Annotated in this window: 15 protein-coding genes; 10 read left to right on the top strand and 5 right to left on the bottom strand. The window is 65.1% G+C overall.

Annotated elements, in window-relative coordinates:
* Positions 1–635 (bottom strand): flagellar filament capping protein FliD (fliD, locus tag AC1DQ3_RS31455; RefSeq protein ID WP_477124030.1); only part of this gene is annotated, 635 nt, incomplete at its 3' end.
* A 306-nt stretch (positions 636–941) separates the two neighbouring features.
* On the opposite strand from fliD, the gene AC1DQ3_RS31450 reads away from it, so the two are divergent.
* Positions 942–1,205, top strand: coding sequence for a hypothetical protein (locus AC1DQ3_RS31450; RefSeq protein ID WP_477124029.1), 264 nt, complete (start codon positions 942–944; stop codon positions 1,203–1,205).
* 34 nt (positions 1,206–1,239) lie between these two features.
* Here AC1DQ3_RS31450 and AC1DQ3_RS31445 read toward each other — a convergent pair whose 3' ends face one another.
* Positions 1,240–1,542 (bottom strand): hypothetical protein, encoded by a 303-nt coding sequence (locus tag AC1DQ3_RS31445; protein WP_477124028.1) that lies wholly within the window; start codon positions 1,540–1,542, stop codon positions 1,240–1,242.
* A 660-nt stretch (positions 1,543–2,202) separates the two neighbouring features.
* On the opposite strand from AC1DQ3_RS31445, the gene AC1DQ3_RS31440 reads away from it, so the two are divergent.
* The 8 genes from AC1DQ3_RS31440 (at position 2,203) to AC1DQ3_RS31405 (ending at position 10,652) form a co-directional block, all read left to right on the top strand.
* Entirely contained in the window at positions 2,203–3,390 is a 1,188-nt protein-coding gene (locus tag AC1DQ3_RS31440) for an alpha/beta fold hydrolase (protein ID WP_477124035.1), read from the top strand.
* Between the two features lie 71 nt (positions 3,391–3,461).
* Positions 3,462–5,162: an AMP-binding protein gene (locus AC1DQ3_RS31435; RefSeq protein ID WP_477124027.1), complete on the top strand. Its 1,701-nt coding sequence runs from the start codon at positions 3,462–3,464 to the stop codon at positions 5,160–5,162.
* 1 nt (position 5,163) lies between these two features.
* Positions 5,164–6,036, top strand: a complete 873-nt coding sequence (locus tag AC1DQ3_RS31430) for a VOC family protein (RefSeq protein ID WP_477124026.1) — start codon at positions 5,164–5,166, stop codon at positions 6,034–6,036.
* Entirely contained in the window at positions 6,033–7,190 is a 1,158-nt protein-coding gene (locus tag AC1DQ3_RS31425) for an FAD-dependent monooxygenase (protein WP_477124025.1), read from the top strand. Before AC1DQ3_RS31430 ends, AC1DQ3_RS31425 begins: the two co-directional genes overlap by 4 nt.
* Positions 7,187–7,645: an acyl-CoA thioesterase gene (locus AC1DQ3_RS31420; protein ID WP_477124024.1), complete on the top strand. Its 459-nt coding sequence runs from the start codon at positions 7,187–7,189 to the stop codon at positions 7,643–7,645. The genes AC1DQ3_RS31425 and AC1DQ3_RS31420 overlap by 4 nt, the downstream gene beginning before the upstream one ends.
* A gap of 23 nt (positions 7,646–7,668) precedes the next feature.
* Entirely contained in the window at positions 7,669–8,424 is a 756-nt protein-coding gene (locus AC1DQ3_RS31415; protein ID WP_477124023.1) for a maleate cis-trans isomerase family protein, read from the top strand.
* Positions 8,425–8,490: 66 nt separating this feature from the next.
* Positions 8,491–9,753 (top strand): MFS transporter, encoded by a 1,263-nt coding sequence (locus tag AC1DQ3_RS31410; protein WP_477124022.1) that lies wholly within the window; start codon positions 8,491–8,493, stop codon positions 9,751–9,753.
* A gap of 86 nt (positions 9,754–9,839) precedes the next feature.
* On the top strand, positions 9,840–10,652 hold the full coding sequence (locus AC1DQ3_RS31405) for a TetR/AcrR family transcriptional regulator (protein ID WP_477124021.1): 813 nt from the start codon (positions 9,840–9,842) through the stop codon (positions 10,650–10,652).
* Between the two features lie 29 nt (positions 10,653–10,681).
* Here AC1DQ3_RS31405 and AC1DQ3_RS31400 read toward each other — a convergent pair whose 3' ends face one another.
* From AC1DQ3_RS31400 to AC1DQ3_RS31390, 3 genes are all read right to left on the bottom strand, one after another.
* Positions 10,682–11,110 (bottom strand): rubredoxin, encoded by a 429-nt coding sequence (locus AC1DQ3_RS31400; protein WP_477124020.1) that lies wholly within the window; start codon positions 11,108–11,110, stop codon positions 10,682–10,684.
* A gap of 136 nt (positions 11,111–11,246) precedes the next feature.
* Positions 11,247–12,728, bottom strand: a complete 1,482-nt coding sequence (locus tag AC1DQ3_RS31395; protein ID WP_477124034.1) for an ammonium transporter — start codon at positions 12,726–12,728, stop codon at positions 11,247–11,249.
* A 52-nt stretch (positions 12,729–12,780) separates the two neighbouring features.
* Positions 12,781–13,119 (bottom strand): P-II family nitrogen regulator, encoded by a 339-nt coding sequence (locus tag AC1DQ3_RS31390; RefSeq protein ID WP_477124019.1) that lies wholly within the window; start codon positions 13,117–13,119, stop codon positions 12,781–12,783.
* Positions 13,120–13,704: 585 nt separating this feature from the next.
* On the opposite strand from AC1DQ3_RS31390, the gene AC1DQ3_RS31385 reads away from it, so the two are divergent.
* On the top strand, positions 13,705–17,133 hold the full coding sequence (locus AC1DQ3_RS31385) for an adenylate/guanylate cyclase domain-containing protein (protein ID WP_477124018.1): 3,429 nt from the start codon (positions 13,705–13,707) through the stop codon (positions 17,131–17,133).
* Positions 17,134–17,139 lie beyond the last annotated feature (6 nt).

Here is a 17,139-nt window from a genome sequence, read left to right as displayed (position 1 = left end):
CTGGGGTCGCCGCCGCCGTTGTCTGCCACCGAGACACGCATGCTGGACTTTTCGCCCGTGGTGTTGGAGGTCAGCACCAGGTGATAGGGCGTGGCGCCGCCGTCATTGACGATGCTGGCCGTGACGCCCGCGTTGGACTTGTTGATGGCATCGCGGATGCCGGCCAGCGTGTTGTTGGTGCCGTTGATGTTGACCGAAACGGCCGCCGCGGTGCCGGGTGTGAAAACGTTGCCCACGGTCGTGCCGATCTCGATCTTGATCTCGGCGCTGCCGAGCAGCTGGCCGGTGCTGTCGGTGATGCCGTTCGACACCAGCGTCTGCGCCTGTGCCAGCCGCGCCACGTTGATGGCGTAGCTGCCCGCCATCGCGGTCTTGTCGGCCGCGACGGTCAGCACGCCGGTGTTGCTGGACGTGGTGGTGGTGCTGTTGTACAGGCTCGCGGTGCCAAGGGCGCCGGCGGCGATCTGGAAGGACGCCAGCGCCCCTTGCATCTGGGCGTATGCGGAGAACTTTGTGTTCTGCACCGCAGCCCTGCTGGTGAGGACGGTGAGCTTGGTGCTTTCCGCCTTCTCCAAATTGTCAAGCAGCGCGGACAGATCCAGCTTGGAGCCGACACCTATCGAAGAAATAGCCATGGTTGGAACCTCTGTATGGCGGGTTGGGAAAAGACCCGGCCCGCCGAAGCGGCCCGGCTTGTCAGGAAGTCCCGGGGCGCGCGGATGATACGGCCGGCGCGCAGGATATGCGCCAATCTTTTCCGCGTCCCGCAAGGAAATGTACGCAACAACAGACAAGCAGATGCCGTGTGCGCAACTCTCCGCTCAGGAGCGTAGCGACGAGGGCCTTGCCCCGATCGGTGGAATAAAGGGTGAAAATCCATGTAGATCGGCCTAAAGGTCTGGGCCGGGGCGAAACGTGACAAGACTGGGGGAGGCGCAGATATGGACCGAAAGGGTTTGCTCGATGCTGCCGCGGTACTGGAAGACCTCGCCGCCGGCCTGCAGCCGGACCGGAAGCGGCTGGTGGCGGGCGCGCAGGCGCTGGAGACCATGCACGCGGGCCACCCCTCGTGGCGCGACATGACCGACGCCTCGTTCGGCCTGCAGGCGCTGGCCGCGGGCGGCGCGCTGGACCTGGACCAGAAAGGGCGCGCACGTGCCGCGCGGCTGGCGGAAGTCATCCGCAGCCTGGTCGATCCCTTGTAGCGGGCCAGGGACCCCTTCGGTCGGGCCTCAGGCCTCAGGCCAGCGCAAGGACAATCAGAGCGGCGCCGATCACGGCAACCAGGTCTTCGATCAACGCGGCCGGCCGGTCCGTGCCAAACCATCCCGCAAGGCGCGCGCGCGCGGCCGCGCCGCTGAACGTGCCGATCACGGCGCCAATTGCGCCAAGGACGGCACCGCCCAGCAGCATGCCGCCACCTGCCGCGATCGCGGCGCCGCACAGCGCGCCCGAGAGTATCCGCGCCCCGAACTGCTGTGGCACCTTGCGGCTCGGCGTCGCGGGCAACTTGTCGGTAACAAGCTCGGCCAGCGCAAGCACGCTGAGGATCCAGTGCGTGAACCGGTAACCCAGGAAGGCCAGCTAGTTGCCTGACAGATCCAGCAAGCCAAGATGGCACGCCCAACTGATAGCGGCCGGTGCCGTCATCGCGCGCAGGCCGGCCACGACGCCGATGAGCAGCGCGAGCAGGTAGAGGGTCATGGAGTCTGTCTCCGATCAAGATCGACGAAGGCGCAAGGCGCGCGCCACGAGCTTATGCCAGCGCCCGGCGCTGGCATGTGCGCCGGCCCACATCGCGTGTATGTCATCGGCCTGCGTCAACACCGGAGAATCCAATATTTGGGATGCATTCAAAAACAAACCACATATATTGACTACAAATCAATTTATTGGTCAAGCGTCATCATCGACCCTGTCTGGCAAGTGCGCCCCTCGGGCAAGGCTTCACCAGATACTTTCTGTGCGGCCTTGGCGCGGCACTTCGCGGCCGCGCGCCAATACGGCGTTTCAGCCGATTTTGTTGCGCGCAAGGGTGGGCGCCAGGACGCGCACGGCAAGGTTTACCATTATTTGACATGCACTCAAATAGCGACTAAATTATTGAGACGGTAGCATTTAATCAAAGGAGATGCCGTGGCGGAGCAGAACAAGGCACAGGTAACAGCGGGCATGCGTGGGGCATCCTGGGATGCGCGTCTGATGACACGCCCCTACCAGATGGTCCCGTACGCGCTGGGCACAGCGGACGGACAGGGCACGCTCGGCTTTCTATTTACGGTCACCGGCAAGGAAAAGACGGTCGTCTCGCTGATGCATCCCCGCGAGATGGCCATCACGCATTACCTCGTGCCCTTTGTGCTCGACGCTGGTTGCGCTTGCTGGGTGCAGGGTCCCCGCTCGATCGGCAACGACCTGCGCCTGGAGCACGAGATTGCGTTATTCGACGTAGCGGCGGGCATGACGCACCTGCGCGAGCTTGGCTACGAGCGCATTGTGTTGCTGGGCAACTCCGGCGGGGCGAGCCTGTACACGCTCTACAACCAGCAGGCGCTGACGCCGCAGGCGCAGCGCATCGCCAGGACGCCGGGCGGCCGTCCGACCAACCTGGCAGAGCTGCTGATGCCGGAGGTGGACGGCATGATCCTGGTGTCGCCCCATCCCGGGCAGGGCAAGTTGCTGATGAGCGGGCTCGATCCGTCGGTGACCGACGAGAACGATCCGATGCAGACCGATGCCGCGCTCGATCCGTTCTCCCCGGCCAACGGCTTCGATGCTGCCAGCGGACGCGGCAGCTATGCGCCGGAATTCATCGCGCGCTATCGCACCGCCCAGGTCGAGCGCGTCGAGCGCATCGACGAGCGAGCCAGGCAGATGCTGCGCGCCAAGCATGAAGCCCGCCAGCGCATCAAGGCCGGCGCCGGGACGGAGCAGAATCGCCGCGTGGCCGCGCACGCGCCAGTCTTCCAGGTCTGGCGCACGGATGCCGACCTGCGTTCCTGGGATATCACGCTCGACCCGTCGGACCGCAAGACCGGTTCGCTGTGGGGCAAGGACCCCTTTGTCTCCAACTGGGGCAGCGTGGGCTTTGCACGCGTGGTGACGCCGGAATCGTGGCTGTCGACATGGTCGGGCCTGGCTTCCAACGCGGCACTGGACAAGACCCTCGGTGCGGTGCACCAGCCGACGCTGCTGCTCGAATACACGGGCGACCAATGCACGTTCCCGGCGGATATCGAAGCGATCTATGCGCAGATCGGCAGCGCGCACAAGCGCCATGTCCGCGTGCGGGGCAATCACCATGGCATGGCACTGAGCCGCGACGAGGAGCCGGGCCAGCGCATCGCGGGCGCGCACATCGTCGAATGGCTGCGCGAGCATAGGGTTTAAGGCAAGGCATCTCGCGCGCCACCCCAGGTTCAGCGCGCCAAGTTCAAACGGAAGAGCAAAGGTAGAGAGACATGTTGCAACCCCAATCGGTACGCCCCTCGCAATTGTTGGCGGGCGTCAGTTATCCCGACGAAGACCGGCTCCTGCGCTACGTCGCCGAAGGCGTGCTGACGCAAGAAACGCTGATCGGCGCCTTGCGCGCGTCCTTCAAAGCCAACGCGGATCGGCTCGCGCTGGTGGGCCCCGAGGGCCAGCTTACCTATCGTGAACTGGACGAGCAGACCGAGCGCCTCGGCGCCGCGCTGCTGGCGCTCGGCCTGAGGCCGCTGGACCGCGCGGTCTTCCAGTGCGGCAATAGCAACGAGCTGCTGCTGGCATTCCTGGGTTGCCTGAAGGCGGGCATCATTCCGCTCTGTTCGCTGCAGGCGTTCCGCAAGCTGGAGATCGGCTACCTCGGCAATCTTTGCGAGGCGCGCCTGCACCTGGTGCAGGGCGACGATGCCAGGTTCGACGACGTTGCCTTTGCACAGGATATGCAGGCCGAAGTGCCGAGCCTCTCGATCATCCTGCAGGCGCGCGGCGAGCGCCGCGGCAGTGCCGTGCTGCTGGCCGACCTGATCCGCGAGATGCCGCTGGCCAGGGCGCGCGAGATCCTGGCCGAAGTCGTGCTGGAGCCCTTCCAGGCAGCGGTGTTCCAGCTCTCCGGCGGGACCACGGGCGTACCGAAGATCATTCCCCGCTTCCAGAACGAGTACCTGTACAACATGCGCGCGGTTGCCGCGTGCAATGGCTATACGAAGGACGATGTGCTGTTCTTCCCCACGCCGTACATGCACAACCTCAACATGGGCTGCTTCTTCGGGCCGTTCCTGCTGACCGGCGCGACATTGACAGTCACGCCCGATCTCAGCGAGGAAAACCTGCGTGGCCTGGTGCGCGATTACCAGCCCACCTGGTTCGGCGTGGCGGGCCCGATCCTGACGCGCATTGCGCCGGAACTGGCCAAGGCGGATGCTGCGGGCCGCGCGCGCAGGAACTTTGTCGCGCCGAAGAACGCCGCCGGCCTGACTTGCCTGACAGGATCGCCCGCGTTCCATATCTTCGGCATGACCGAGGGCGTGATCATGTTTTCCCGCAAGGACGATCCGCAGGAAATCCGCGACACCTCGGTCGGCAGCCCGGTATCCGCCTGCGACGAGGTAAGGATCGTGTATCCCGGCACGGAAGACCCCGTGGCCGACGACGAGACCGGCGAGGCGCTGTTCCGCGGACCTTACACCATCCGCGGCTACTACAAGTCAGAAACGGAGGACGCGACGCGCTTTACCGCGGACGGCTTCTACCGTTCCGGCGACCTGATGCGCTCGCGCGTGGTGGACGGCAAGCGCTACTACTTCTTCTGCGGCCGCATCAAGGACGTGGTCGACCGTGGCGGCGAGAAGATCAATGCAGAGGAGCTGGAGAACGTGATCAACCTGCATCCGTCGGTGCTGGCATCGGCCGTGGTGGGGATGCCGGATCGCGTCTATGGCGAACGCGTGTGTGCCTTCGTCATTCCCAAGCCGCCCGTGACGGACCTTACGCTGCCCTGGTTGACCGGGTATCTGCAGGAAGCCGGCCTAGCCAAGTTCAAGTGGCCGGAACGGCTGGAGGTTGTCCGAGAGTTTCCGCTGACCGCATCCGGCAAGCTCAGCAAGGTGTTGCTGCGCCAGCAGATCATCCAGTTGCTCGAGGCCGAGGCGGCCGGCAAAACCGTAACCGAAGGGAAGTGAAATGACCGAAGCGAAACACCTTGTCGGCGTGCCGTCCGTGCAGTTGCACGGCGTGCACCATACCGCGCGTCCCACCTGGAAGCTGGCGGAAACCGTGCATTTCTACCGCGACCTGCTTGGCCTGCCGCTGGTCCATGCCATCTCGGCGAAGGGCTGGGGGCCGGACAATCACGCGGATTTCCTGCATTTCTTCTTCGATAGCGGCAACAGCAGCACCATTGCCTTCTTCTATTACATCGGCACCGAGCGTCCGGACTGGCTGGCGGTGCGCGAGCACTATCAGGACCGCGCCACGCACACCGCCTGGCGTGTGCGCGACGAAGCGGAACTGCTGGCATGGCGCCAGCGGGTGGAAACGGTCGGCATTCCGATGCGTTACCAGATCCGCCACGAGGTCATCGAGTCGATTTACTTCAACGATCCCAACGGCTATCCCATCGAGATCACATGGCAGCTGCGCCCGTTCAGCGAGGCCGACGCGGCCGATGCCAGACTGACCATCGAGGCCGCCATGCAGCTGGAGAGCGAGAATGGCGCCGTCTCGGCGTTTACCTCGATCGAACCGGTCTGGCAGCGCAAGGCCGCGCACATCGGCACAGCGCCGGAGCAGGCCGGCAAGGCGTCGCTTTTTGTGCTGGACGTGCCGGAGTTCGCCGCGCTGATCGGCGTCGCGCGCGACACCGAGGGCTATGTCACGACGCCGCTGCACAACGGCTACGTGCGCATCGACGGCGACCCGCAGATCAGCTTCAGGCGCAAGGCGCTCGGCTTCAAGCCGGCCGTCTGGTACGGCGCGCTGACTGGCGGCCTGGCCGGGCGCATCGTCCGGTTCGACATGGATGCGCTGGTGATTGCGCCGGGGGAAGCGCAATGAAGATTGCCATCATTGGAGGCGGCCCGTCGGGGCTCTTCCTCTCCATCCTGCTCAAGGAGCGGTTGGCGTCGGTGGCTATCGACATCTACGAACAAAACCCCGAGGACGCGACCTTCGGCTTTGGCGTGGTGCTGGCCGACACCGGGCTGTCCAACCTGCGCGCCGCTTCGCCGGTTGTGATTGACGAACTCACCAAGGCGATGCGCTTCAGCGACCGGCACACCATCGTGTGCCATGAAGTGCCGATCACGATGACGCGGCCGGGCGCGGGCGGCGGCGCGATTCCGCGCATCCAGCTGTTGTCCGTGCTGCAGGCGCGTGCCCGCGAACTGGGCGTGCGTGTGACCTACAACCAGCGCATCAGCGACTTCTCCGCCATCGAGGCGGGCCTGGTGGTAGGCGCCGATGGCGTCAACTCGCTGCTGCGTGCCTCGGACGAGGCGGGCTTTGGCACCACCCGCCGCAACCTCACCAACCACTTCGCGTGGTATGGCGTGGAGAAGGCGTTTCCCAATCCGGCGCTGGTGTTCCGGCAGTACCGGGGCGGCTATTTCGTTGCGCACTACTATCCATACTCGGACACCATGAGCACCTTCGTGGCCGAGTGCGATCACCGGACCTGGCAGGACCTTGGCATGGAGGCGATGTCCAGCGAAGGCCGCCAGGCCTTGTTCGAAGAGGTATTCGCGGCGGAACTGGGCGGCTACAAGCTGGTATCGAACAATTCAAGCTGGCGCCAGTTCCCCGTCGTGGCCAACCGGACCTGGCATGTGGGCAAGCAGGTGCTGATCGGCGACGCGTTGACCAGCGCTCATTTCTCGATCGGTTCGGGCACGCGCATCGCCATGGAAGACGCGATTGCGCTGGCCGAGGCCATCGTTGCGTTTCCCGACGATGTGCCGGCGGCGCTGCGGCGCTACGACGACGTGCGCCGCCCGCAAAAGGCCAAGCTGATCCGCGCGTCGGAGGCTTCGTACAACTGGTACGAGCGCATCCGCGAATGGATGAACCTGGCCACGCCGCATGAGTTCGTCTATCGCTTCATGACCCGCACCGGCCGCGTGGACGTCAACCGTTTGCGTGAGCAGTATCCCAACCTGATGGCGGAACTGGCGGCCGCCGGCGTCACCGGTCACACTACGCCGCAGCCATGATCCGTGCCACGGAATACGTGCTGGGCGAGCACCCGTTCGTGGTCCGGCGTACGGTGCGCTGGGGCGACTGCGATCCCGCCGGCGTGGTGTACACGGGCCGCTTCACCGACTACCTGCTGGGCGCGGTCGGCCTGTTTGCCGATCACATGGCAGGCGGAGCAGGGCGGCTGGGCGAGGCGCATGGCGTCGGGACGCCGTGCAAGGCGATGCGCTTCACGTTTATCGGCACGCTGTGGCCGGACGACGAGATCGACATCGAGTGCTTTGTCGAGGCGATCCGCACGCGTTCCTACGACATCCGTTGCATCGCCAGGCGGCTCGACGGAACGCCGGTGTTCGATGCCATGTTTTCCCCGATCTGCGTGCGGCTCGATGAACGCGTTGGCACTGCTATCCCGGATTCCCTGCGGACAGTGCTGATGGCATTCCTGCGCAGCCCGTCCGCGCACGCATGATCCAGATTTGGAGCGAACTCAATATGAATTACCGAATCGGCCAGATTGTCCCCAGTTCCAATATCACGATGGAGCGCGAAGTGCCGGCCATCTTTGCCGGGCGGATGCAGCTACTACCGGAGCGTTTCTCCTTTCATGCCAGCCGCGTGCGCATGCACCGCGTGGTAGCGGAGGAGCTGGAACGCATGAACCGCGACATGGGACGCTGCGCGCTGGAACTCGCCGATGCGCGCGTGGACGTGATGAGCACGGCGTGCCTGGTGGCCACGATGTGCATGGGCAAGGGCTACCACCGGCAAGTGATCGAAGACCTGAACGCCGCCATCGCGCAGGCGCCGTACCGGCCCGTCGTCATGACCTCGGCCGGCGCGCTGGTCGAGGAACTGAAGGACTTCGGCGCGAAGCGCATCTCCTTGCTGGCGCCCTACAGCGACGCGTTGACGCGCACCGTGGTGGCGTACATCGAAAGCGAAGGCATCGCAGTCAAGGACGCGATCAACTTCTCGATCCTCGACAACCTGGAAGTCGGCGAGCGCGACCCGCTGCAGTTGCTGGAAGACGTCAAGCGCCTGGATACCGCCGGCGTGGATACGGTGGTGCTGTCGGCGTGCGTGCAGATGCCGTCGTTGGCGGCGATCGAGCGTGCTCAGCTTGCGCTGGGCATACCTGTCACATCCACGGCGATCTGCACGGCACGGCAGATGATGCGGCGCTTGGGCATCGACGCACTGGCGCCGAATGCCGGCGCGTATCTCGGCAGCCGGGCGGGACTGGCGTAATCCACCAACAAGCCGCGGCGATCTGGTCCCTGGAGACGGCGCTGCAGCCATGAGGAGACAAAGATCATGCAGGAAATCCATTGCGCAGCGTCCCCGGTCGGACGGTGGACCTATGTCGCCGTTTTGCTGGGCGCGGCGCTCGGCATGCTCGCCGGCTATGCACCGCTGTTCAACGCAACGGCGGGCGTGTTCGTGAGACCGCTTGCCGCCGAGTTCGGCTGGGGCCGCTCGGAGGCGTCCCTCTCCTATGCGGCGTCGATGTTCGGGCTGGCGGTTGTGAGCCCGCTGGTCGGCACGATGATGGACCGCTTCGGTATCCGGCGGGTGATCGCCGTTTCCGCGGTGGTCTTTGGCGTCGCCACCGCCTGCATGGCACTGCAGAATGGCAGCAAGGCCGTGTGGGTCAGCCTCTCGATGGTGGTCGGCATGTTCGGCGCCGCCACGTCGGTACTCGGCTATCTTGCCGTGCTGCCGCAATGGTTCGATCGCCGCCTCGGCCTGGCACTAGGCGTTGCCATGTGCGGTCTCGGCGCCGGCACCGTGCTGATGCCGGCCACGGCGCAGTTTCTTGTGACCGGCTACGGGTGGCGTACTGCCTATGTCGCGCTGGGTTGCGGATCGATCGTCTTGTCCTTGCTGGCGTGCTCTCTGTTGCGGGAGCGCAAGACGGCGGGGCACGCAGCGGGTGCGGCGCGCGGTGAGGCCGTGGACGGCGTGCCGTTTGGGGAGGCACTGCGCAGCTATCGCCTGTGGGGCATCTGGGCGGTGTTCGTGCTGGCGTCTTCCGCCACGCTTTCGCTCGGACCGCATCTTCCGGCCATGTTCGCCGACCGGGGCTTCAGCCCGGCGGATGCGGCGCGCAGCGCCTCGATGCTGGGCGTCGGCTTGCTGATCGGCCGCATCCTGACGGGCGTGCTGATCGACCGGATCCACGCGCCGTTCGTCGCCTGCGTGTTCTTCGGCGGCGGTGCGCTTGGCATTTTCCTGCTGCGCTCGGCGCACGATTACCAGGCCTTGCTGCTTGCCGCCACGCTGATCGGACTCACCATCGGCGCGGAAGGCGACCTGATCTCCTACCTGGTGCGATCCTATTTTGGCCTGCGGTCGTTTGGCGCCTTGTTCGGCATTGCGTTTTCCGGCTACGGCTTCGGCGCCGTGATCGGGCCGATCGGCCTGGGTGCCTGGTTCGACCGGCATGGCAGCTATGATGCGCCCTTGCTGGCACTGTCCTGCATGCTGCTGCTGGCCGGCGCGCTGACGCTTTCCCTTGGGCGATACCGCCGGGCAGGCGAGCTTGCGGACGCGGCGCCCGTTCCCGCGGGAGCTTGAGCGCGATCCGCGGACCGTTGACGGGTAGAATTAGCAGTGGCGCAATTATTTCGAACGCGCCGCTTGCACCGATCTGCCACCGACCTATGCCAGCCGCCAAGAAAACTGCCACCGTAGCCGAAATCCCGCCCACCGCCCCGCGCCGCCGGGGCCGTCCGCCCAAGACGGACTCGCCCATCGGCGCGCAACCCATGATCAGCCGGGTTGCCATCCTGCAGCATGCGATCCAGCTCGCGAAAACCACGCCGCTGGACCAGATCTCGATGGTCCAGCTGGCCAAGGATTTTGGCGTGGCGCCCGGCCTGATTCACTATTACCTTGGCGGCCGGGACCAGTTGGTGTCCGGTGTGCTGAACGACTACTACCGGCAGCGGCTGCACCGCCTTTCATCGCTGACCGGCGACTGGCGCCACGATGTGGAGAATTTCGCCCGGTTGAGTTTCCAGGTGGCGATAGAAAACCCCGGCGTCAGCATCTACGTAGCCTCGCACAATCGCTTCCGGTTGTTCCAGGACGTCCAGCCGGGCGAGACCGACTACGGGATGGAGTTTTTCAATCGCATGACGTCGGCGCTGATGCAAGGCGGATTCAATGCGGACCAGGTCGCGCTGGGCTACCATCTGCTGGCGCAATACCTGGTCTCCGCGAGCATGGCCGAGGCCTCCCGCCAGTTGCCGGTTCACCACCAGAGCTTTATTGAAAAGAAGCTGGAATCGACGTCTCCGCTGCAATATCCCGGCGCCCGCTTTGTCAGCAAGTCGTTCTCCCGCCTGAGTTCGGACATTGCCTTCGAGGAAGGCCTGCGCATTACCCTGGACGGCATAGAGGGATGGCAGCGCGACGCTGCCGCGAGCGCCCGCGCCATCGTGCCGCGCAAGCCTCGGGCAAAGAAGGCCTGAGTCTTCCGTTCAAACCACTGAACGCTTCCTTAAAACTCCACCATCGCAAAGTCATCCTTGCCGACGTCGCACAAGGGGCAGCGCCAGTCGGCGGGAATGTCTTCCCAGCGGGTGCCGGGCGCGATGCCTTCCTCGGGCAGGCCGGCGGCCTCGTCATAGACCCAGCCGCAGATGATGCATACCCACTGCTTGAATTGGTCGGTGGAGGCAGCCGCAGGCGCTTCGACGGGCCTTGCCGCGCAAGCCGGCGCGGCTTTCTCGGCCTGTGCCGGCTCGTCCAGGCTGAAGACGAGCGGCGCTGCCGTGCCTTGCCCGCTGGTGACCAGACTGGCCTGCAGTCGTACAAGCAGCTGTTGCGCCTCTTTCATGGTCAGGTCGATCCAATAGGGATCGCCGGCGCCGTCGTTTAAGCGATTGGGGGAAAACTGGATCTCGACTGCGGTGCCTTTCTTATACATGCCAATGGAATCGGGGTTGCGCCGGAGGGGCGTCGGGTCGTGCAGGATAGCACTCCGCCGGGTGCCGCTCCCTCAAGCGGGCCAGGGGACGCGCACGGTGTGCTGTGCGCGTCCCCTGCCGGGCGCCTCGCTTGCCTCACTTGGCCCGCTCGCCCTGGAGTCCGGGCATGGGGGCTTCGCGCCCCATCTCTTGTGGCAGGACGAGCGTGCCGCTCCACATATCGTCCACCCGCTCGCCGTGCAGCACGATGTCCAGGCCCTCCCGCTCTTCATCCGCGCTCACGCGCAGGCCCATCGTCATGTCGATCAGCTTGAGCAGGATGAAACTGGCGACGCCGCTGTAGACCAGCGTCGTCGCCACGCCTTTCAATTGCAGGACCACGCTGCCGTCGGCGCCGCCGATATCCTTCACGGCGAACACGCCGGTCAGGACGGCGCCGACGATCCCGCCGATGCAATGCACCCCGAACGCATCCAGCGAATCGTCATAGCCAAGCATGTGCTTCAACGCCGTGGCTGCCCAGAAGCAGATCACCCCTGCGGCCACGCCGATCACCAGCGCACCGCTCACCCCGACGAAACCCGATGCGGGCGTGATCGCCACCAGGCCGGCCACCGCACCCGATGCAATGCCCAGCACCGACGGTTTGCCCTTGCTGATCCATTCGGCAAACATCCAGCCCAGCGCGGCCGCTGCCGTGGCGATCTGCGTGACCGCCATCGCAAAGCCGGCACGGCCATCGGCGGCCACCGCCGAACCCGCGTTAAAGCCAAACCAGCCGACCCACAGCATTGCCGCGCCCATCAGCGTCAGCGTCAGGTTGTGCGGCACCATCGGCTCCTTGCCGAAGCCGACGCGCTTGCCCAGCACCAGCGCGCACACCAGGCCGGCGATCCCCGCGTTGATGTGCACCACCGTGCCGCCTGCGAAGTCCAGGATGCCGGCTGCCGCCAGCCAGCCGCTCGGCTCCCACACCATGTGGGCGATCGGCGCGTACACCAGGAGCGACCACAAGGCGATGAACACCAGCATGGCGGAGAATTTCATGCGCTCGGCGAATGCGCCGCAGATCAGCGCGGGGGTGATGATGGCGAAGGTCATCTGGTACACCATGTAGACCGTTTCCGGAATGGACCCGGCAAGGTGGCTGACCGTGAGCGTGGTCGCCTTGTCTCCCTTGATGTAGTTCATGCCGTGCAGCATGAAGCGCGACAGGCCGCCGACGAAACTATTGCCAGGCGTGAACGCCACGCTATAGCCGATCACCGTCCAGAGTATGGTGACCAGGCAAGTGATGGCGAAGCTTTGCATCAACGTGGCCAGCACATTCTTCTTGCGCACCATGCCGCCGTAGAAGAGCGCCAGGCCGGGCACGGTCATGAACAGCACCAGGGCGGTGGAACTCAGCATCCAGGCGGTATCGCCGCTGTTGATGTTCTTGGCATCCGTGGCATAAGGCGCGGTGGGGGGAGCCGCCGGTGTCGCGGCGGCTGCCGTGGCCGGCGCMGCGGTGGCGGCGGAGGCTGCGTCTTCGGCCAGCGCCGCGCCGGCATGGCCGCCCAGGCACAACGCCGCAACGGCGAGCGCTCCCGATATGACGATTCTGGCAACTAGCATCTTCATGGCTTGCCTCCTGTCCGCATGAGCGTCTGCTTGAGAGTCTGTCGGGTCAAAGCGCGTCGGCGCCGGCTTCGCTGGTGCGGATCCGGATCGCTTGTTCGATGGCGCAGACGAAGATCTTGCCGTCACCGATCTTGCCGGTGCGGGCCGTCTGCTCGATCGCCTCGATAGCCGGCTCGACCAGTTCATCGCGCAGCACCGTTTCGATCTTCAGCTTGGGCAGGAAGTCGACGATGTATTCGGCCCCCCGGTATAGCTCCGTATGCCCCTTCTGGCGGCCGAATCCCTTGACCTCGGTCACGGTGAGACCCGATACGCCAAGCGCGGAGAGCGCTTCGCGCACGTCGTCGAGCGTGAACGGCTTGATGATTGCGGTAATCATTTTCATGAGACCCACCTCCTGCAGGTTGCTTCGGGACGACGCGGTATCTGGCACCTCGCATGCGCGCGGTCCCTGCAGGCCATGGCGGGCAGTGCGCGGCGGCGAGGAGCGGTATCGGAGGGCGGACTGGTGTTCAAGGCCCATGTGGCTTCGTGCCGGCCCTGCAGCGATGCGCTTCTCTTTCATCATGCTGTGCCTCTGAAGGGTCCCGGGAAGACGCTGGCGCGTTTTTCCCTCCAGCAATTCCCGTGCCCACGGTCCTGCGGCGCATCGAGCAGGAGTCCAAGGGCACGACAAGGCTCTCCCGATTGCATCATGCGCACGAACAGGCACGCGCAAGCTCCCGGAGGTCAGTCGAATGCGAGTTGGCGCGCATGCCATGCGCGGTGGCTCGCTTGCCAATGCACGAAAAATGGGCCCGGCAACGTGCAGGACGGCACAGAAAATGGGAATGCCCTCGCCCGGAACGGGCGCGCCGGAGCGCGCCCCGCACCGCCCTCGCGCTTCCGATTGCTCCGCGCTACCGGCTTGCTAAGGAAGCCTGCGACGCGTCTAATGAGCTGACGCAGGCAATAGCAGTCGGGAGGCCGTATGCGCTGCACAAATTGCGGGTTCGAGAACCTCGCGCAGGCCAGCTTCTGCGAGCAGTGCGGGGGCAGGCTTGCACGGATCTGCCCGCGTTGTGGCGAGGAATGCAGCGTTGCCGCAAGGTTCTGCAGCGCCTGCGGCTCATCCTTGAATGATTCCGCGCCAGCGTCCCTTCCGGCGCCTGCGACCGCGGCTTCGGCCCCGGTCCACTACACGCCGCCCCATCTGGCCGAGCGCATCCTGGCGGAGCAGGCAGCCATGGAAGCCCGGGGAGGGACGGCCGGCGAACGCAAGACCATCACGGCGCTGTTCGCCGACATGGCTGGCTCGACGGCGTTGATCCAGGACCTGGACCCCGAGGAGGCGCGGCACCTGATCGACCCCGTCGTGACGCTGATGATGGAGGCCGTGCACCACTATGAAGGCTACGTAGCGAAGTTCCTGGGCGACGGCATTCTCGCTCTGTTCGGCGCCCCCATTGCGCACGAGGACCATGCCCTGCGGGCCTTATATGCGGCGCTGCGCATGCAGGAAGCGATGCGCCGGCACAGCGACCGCGTACGTCTGGACCAGGGCATACCGCTTCAGATCCGGATTGGAGTCCACACTGGCGAAGTGTTGGTGCGCTCGATCCGCAAGGACGACCTGCACACGGACTACGATCCTGTGGGACACACGATCCACATCGCCTCGCGCATGGAAGGCGTCGCCACCCCGGCGTCCATCCTCGTCAGCGAGTCCACCCACAGGCTCACCGAGGGGTATTTCGAATTCAAGGCGCTGGGGACTACCCACGTAAAGGGCGTCCGGGATCCGCTCGCTGTGTTTGAGGTGCTGGGCCTCGGGGCGTTGCGCACGCGCCTGCAGGTGGCGGCGCACCGCGGGCTGGCGCGCTTCGTGGGACGCCAGGCCGAAATGGAAACATTGCAAAAGGCCCTGGAGCTGGCCAAGGCGGGGCAGGGGCAGGTCGTCGGGGTGATGGGCGAGGCCGGGGTAGGAAAATCGCGGCTGTTCCACGAGTTCAAGGCAAGGTCACAGCAAGGCTGCATGGTGCTGGAGACCTTCTCGGTTTCGCACGGCAAGGCCTTCGCCTATTTGCCGCTGATCGAGCTCCTGAGGAATTACTTTCAAATCACGCCGCAGGACAACGACCGCAGCTGCCGCGAGAAGGCCACCGGCAGGCTGCTCACCCTGGAGCGAACGCTGGAAGAGCATTTGCCCTACTTGCTCTACCTGCTCGGCTCCGTCGAGCCCGGCTCGGTACTGCCGACCATGGACGCCGCCATTCGGCGCCAGCGCACGTTCGAAGCGGTTGCACATCTGCTGGTCCGCGAAAGCCTCAATCAGCCCCTCGAACTCCTGTTCGAAGACCTGCAATGGCTGGACAGCGAAACCGAGGCCTTCCTCAATGTCCTCATCGACCATGTGCCGGGTGCGAGGATCGTCCTGCTGGTCAACTACCGTCCGGAGTACTCCCATGACTGGGGTCCCAAAGGCTATTACACCCAGCTGCATCTGGAGCCATTGGGTCCGGCCGAAGCCCAGGGGCTGCTCACTGCGCTGCTGGGCGATGATCGCGCTCTCGCGCCCCTGAAACGGCTGATCCTGGACAAGACGGAAGGCAACCCGTTCTTCATGGAGGAAGTGGTCCAGACCCTGGTCGAGGAGAAAGCCCTGCTGGGCCAGCCTGGCTCCTACCGCATCGAAAAGGCGCCTACCTCACTGCACATCCCCACCACCGTCCAGGGCGTGCTGGCCGCCCGCATCGACCGGCTCCCCCTTGTCCAGAAGGAACTGTTGCAAAGCCTGGCCGTGATCGGCAAGGAGTTTCCATTGAGTCTCATCCAGCACGTCACTGCGCTGACTGATGACAAGCTGCGCCCGCTTCTGGCCGACCTGCAGGCGGGCGATTTCATCTATGAGCGACCCGCGTTCCCGGAGGTGGAGTACGCTTTCAAGCACGCGCTCACTCAGGAAGTCGCCGGCAATTCGCTGCTTACCGAGCGGCGCAGCGCGCTGCACGAGCACACCGCCGAGGCCATCGAGGTTCTGTTCCAGAGCCGGTTAAAGGACTACTGCTGCGAACTCGCGCACCATTACAGCCATAGCGGCAACATCCCGAAGGCAGTCGAGTATCTGCACTGTGCCGGCCAGCAGGCCCTGGAGCGTTCTGCACAGAGTGAAGCGATCCTTCACCTCGGCACAGCCGTTGAACTGCTAAAACGACTGCCCGACACGCCCGAGCGCGCACGCGAGGAACTCAGGCTGCTACTAACGCTCGGGCCGGCCTTGATAGCCACCCGGGGTCAGGCCGCCCCGGAAGTGGAGGCAACGTTCAGGCGTGCGCTGGCATTGTGCGAACAGGGTGGGCAAACACCCGATTTCTTCTCGGCGCAGCTGGGACTGTGGGCGTTCTATCAATTGCGGGCGCAGTACAAGGTTGCGCAGCCGCTTGGGGAACGGCTGCTTGGCATGGCCGTGGAGACGCAGAAGCTGGAGCAGCTTGCGGAGGCGCATCGTGTACTCGGGGCCACCACGTTCCGTCTGGGCCAGTTCGGCGCGGCCCGCACCCACATGGAGGCAGTGCTGGCACTGCATCGGCCAAACCCGTCGGCATACGACTTTCTTCTGGGTTACGGGCGAGACCCAGTCGTACACGCCACGACCACGCTGGGTTGGATCCTGTGGTATCTGGGCCAGCCGGATCTGGCCCGCGCGCGCTGCCAGGAGGCATTGAACCTGGCCAGGAAACGCCCTGACGCCTTCAACCTCGCGCTTTGCCTCGTCTTCGCAGCCGAAGTGCACCAATTTCGGGGTGAGGTGCAATTGACCCGCGAGTACGCAGAGGCCGCGATCGCGGTCTCGGGCGAGCAGGGGTTTCCCATCTATCTGGCGTGGGGAACAGTCCTGCAAGGCTGGGCGCTGGCTGAACAAGGCCGTCATGAGGAGGGGATTGCCGAGATACACCAGGGCCTCGCCGCTTACGAGGCGACTGGCGCGGCGCTGGGCAGGCCGAACTTTCTGGCCCTGCTCGCTGCAACCCTTGGTAAAGCCGGGGACTGCCACGCCGGACTGGACGTGCTGACCGAGGCGCTGGCCTTGACGGAAGACACGGGAGAGCGGCTTGACGAAGCGACGCTGCATCGGCTCAAGGGAGAGTTGATACTCCAGCAGCCGAGCGCGGGATCCCGCGTGTTCACGGGCCACGAAGAAGCCGAGGCTTGCTTTCACACGGCAATCGCCGTCGCCCGCCATCAGGGGGCCAGGTCACTGGAGCTGCAGGCCGCGCTGAGCCTGGCCCGGCTCCTGCGGCGGCAGGGAAAGATGGCCGCCGCGCGCCAGGCCCTGAGCGCGATCCATGGCACCTTCAGTGAGGGCTTCGACACCGCTGACTGGCAGCAAGCCAAGGTACTACTGGATGACCGGACCTGAGGGGAT

Source organism: Cupriavidus sp. 01T418, assembly GCF_056398885.1.
The sequence above is the reverse complement of the archived record's forward strand: the minus strand, read 5'-3'. Positions and strand labels throughout refer to the sequence as shown.